This window comes from Pseudoxanthomonas sp. LjRoot204_2, from assembly GCF_056175765.1.
In genome coordinates this window covers 1-2,504 of record NZ_JBGFFG010000460.1, presented here as the reverse complement: position 1 = coordinate 2,504, position 2,504 = coordinate 1, and the positions used below count along the sequence as shown (strand labels likewise).

Below are 2,504 nucleotides of genomic sequence, written 5' to 3'. Positions count from 1 at the left end.
CTTCAAGGCCTTCTACATGCGCCTGAACGACGACGGCAAGACCGTCGCCGCAATGGACGTGCTGGCGCCCGGTATCGGCGAGATCATTGGTGGCAGCCAGCGCGAAGAGCGCCTGGATGTGCTGGATGCGCGCATGGCCCAGTTCGGCCTGGATCCGGCGCATTACGGCTGGTACCGCGACTTCCGCCGCTATGGTTCGGTGCCGCACGCCGGCTTCGGCCTGGGCTTCGAACGCCTGGTGGTGTACGTGTGCGGGTTGAGCAACATCCGCGATGCCATCGCCTACCCGCGCGCGCCCGGCAACGCGGAGTTCTGATGATCCTGTTCTTCGCCCTGTGCTTCGTCGGTGTCGCCATCGCGGGTTTCTGTGCGTTCGTCATCTTCTGGCCGCTAACGCTGGTGCACGTGCGCGACCGCCATGGGGCGCTGGGCGCGCAGTGGGGCGAAGGCGCCTTTCTCAAGCCGGTGGCATTGCGCTGGCTGCTGTCCGGCGACTATCGCCGCATCCCCGATACGTCGCTGTCGGGGCTGGCCACGCCGGCGCGCATTTCGCTGTGCGTCATCATGTTCGGGCTGGCGATGGCCGGCCTGCTGGCGCTGTGGGCGGAGGCCTTCGCATGAATCCGTTCCTGCGCGAAGACTGGTACCTGGCGTCGCTGGGCCGCACCCTGATCTGGGCACGCCTCCGCGTGCTGGAGGCCGGCACGGCCGAAGTGCTGGACAGCGACGGCAACACCCTGCCCTACGACAGCGAGGACAGTGCCCGCGCGGCGTTGTTCGATGCCGAGTTCGTGGCCTTCGACGGGCTGGACGAGGACGACGCGCTGGCACGCGGCTTCTCGCTGGCGGGCATCCAGCCCCCGCGGGGCGACGACGATGCCGCGCTGGTGCCGAAGATGGTGCAGTCGCTCGGCGCGCGCGCCTGACCGCATGTACTCGCCGCGCGCGTTCGTCGAAGACGATCTCGCCGAACTGGACCGGCTGATCGCGCGTGACGCCTTCGTCACCCTGGTCACTGTCGCCGATGGCGCTCCGACCGTCAGCCATCTGCCGGTGCTCTACGACCGCCAGGAGGATCGGATCGTCATCGAGGGGCACTGGGCAAAGCCGAATCCGCAGGCGCGCCATGCCGGTCCCGCGCTGATGATCGTCCATGGCCCGCATGCTTACGTGTCGCCGGGCTGGTATGCGGACAAGGAGGAAGCCGCACGCGTGCCGACCTGGAACTATGCGGTCGCCCACCTGCATGGCGCACTCGAAACCACCGACCAAACGGCCGAACTGGCATCCATCGTCGATCGCCTCAGCCAGATCAACGAGGGACGGGTCGGCAATGACTGGCGGTTCGAACACGACCATGACGACCATGTCCGCCAGTTGCGCGGCATCGTCGGCTTCCGCTTCACGGTCGAGCGAGTGGAACTGAAATTCAAGCTCAGCCAGAACCATCCGGTCGCCAACGTCGAAGGCGCCGCCGCCGCCCTGCAGCGGCTGGGYGGCGAGGACAACGTGGCGGTGTCGGGGCTGATGCGCGAGCGCTCGGCCCGTCGGGGTGACGGTGTGGGGGCGACGTAAGTCGCGAAGGGGGGGGCCATTCACTTCGCGAGTGAGGTGCAGTATCCCGATTCCCATCGCTCCCACACGCGATACCCACAGGGCTACACTCGCCCCCCTGTCACTGCTGGGACGACGCATGGACCTCAACCTCGCCGGCCGGCACGCCTTGGTGTGCGGCGCCTCCGAAGGCATCGGCCGCGCGGCCGCCCATGAACTCGCGCTGCTGGGTGCGAGCGTCACCCTGCTTGCCCGACGTGCCGAGGTGCTGGCGGACGTCGCCGCCGCCCTGCCCCGCACATTCCATGCGCAGCAGCACGACAGCATCGCCGTCGATGTCGCCGATGCCGCGGCCCTGCAGGCGAAGGTCGGCGGACTCGCGGCCGAGCGTCCGGTGCACATCCTCGTCAACAACACCGGCGGTCCGCCGGGTGGACGCGCGATCGAGGCCGGTCCCGACGATTACCTGGCTGCATTCCAGCGCCACCTGCTGGCCAACCAGGTGCTCACCCAGCTGGCGGTCCCCGGCATGCGCGAAGCCCGCTGGGGCCGCATCGTGAACGTCGTCTCCACCTCGGTGAAGGAACCCATCGCCAACCTCGGCGTCTCCAACACAGTCCGCGGCGCCGTTGCCAGCTGGGCCAAGACCCTGTCCCGGGAACTGGGCGCCGACGGCATCACCGTCAACAATGTGTTGCCCGGCTACACGCGTACGCAGCGGCTGGAGCAGATCCTGCGCGATCGCGTGCAGGCTACGGGCCAATCGCGAGACGCCGTCACCGCCACCATGCTGGCCACCGTGCCCGTCGGCCGGTTCGCGGAGGCCGATGAGATCGCCGCCGCGATCGCGTTCCTGGCTTCGCCGGCAGCCGCGTACATCTCGGGCGTCAGCCTGGCGGTCGACGGCGGCCGGATGCAATCGATCTGAGCCGAAGGAACGGGGGATCGCC

General features: G+C 68.5%; 5 protein-coding genes. All 5 read left to right on the top strand.

Annotated features, from left to right (window positions below):
• The coding region (locus tag AC04L7_RS16580) for an amino acid--tRNA ligase-related protein (protein WP_475513444.1) at nt 1-316 on the top strand (316 nt) is incomplete at its 5' end.
• The gene (locus AC04L7_RS16575) at nt 316-621 is read left to right on the top strand and encodes a hypothetical protein (RefSeq protein WP_296280728.1); all 306 of its coding nucleotides are present in this window, start codon (nt 316-318) and stop codon (nt 619-621) included. The genes AC04L7_RS16580 and AC04L7_RS16575, both read left to right, overlap by 1 nt.
• Complete coding sequence (locus AC04L7_RS16570; RefSeq protein ID WP_435998289.1) at nt 618-926, top strand: hypothetical protein; 309 nt, start codon at nt 618-620, stop codon at nt 924-926. The genes AC04L7_RS16575 and AC04L7_RS16570 overlap by 4 nt, the downstream gene beginning before the upstream one ends.
• 4 nt (nt 927-930) lie before the next feature.
• Complete coding sequence (locus AC04L7_RS16565; RefSeq protein ID WP_435998287.1) at nt 931-1,575, top strand: FMN-binding negative transcriptional regulator; 645 nt, start codon at nt 931-933, stop codon at nt 1,573-1,575.
• 118 nt (nt 1,576-1,693) lie between these two features.
• The gene (locus tag AC04L7_RS16560) at nt 1,694-2,482 is read left to right on the top strand and encodes an SDR family oxidoreductase (RefSeq protein WP_435998285.1); all 789 of its coding nucleotides are present in this window, start codon (nt 1,694-1,696) and stop codon (nt 2,480-2,482) included.
• The last annotated feature ends 22 nt before the right edge of the window (nt 2,483-2,504 follow it).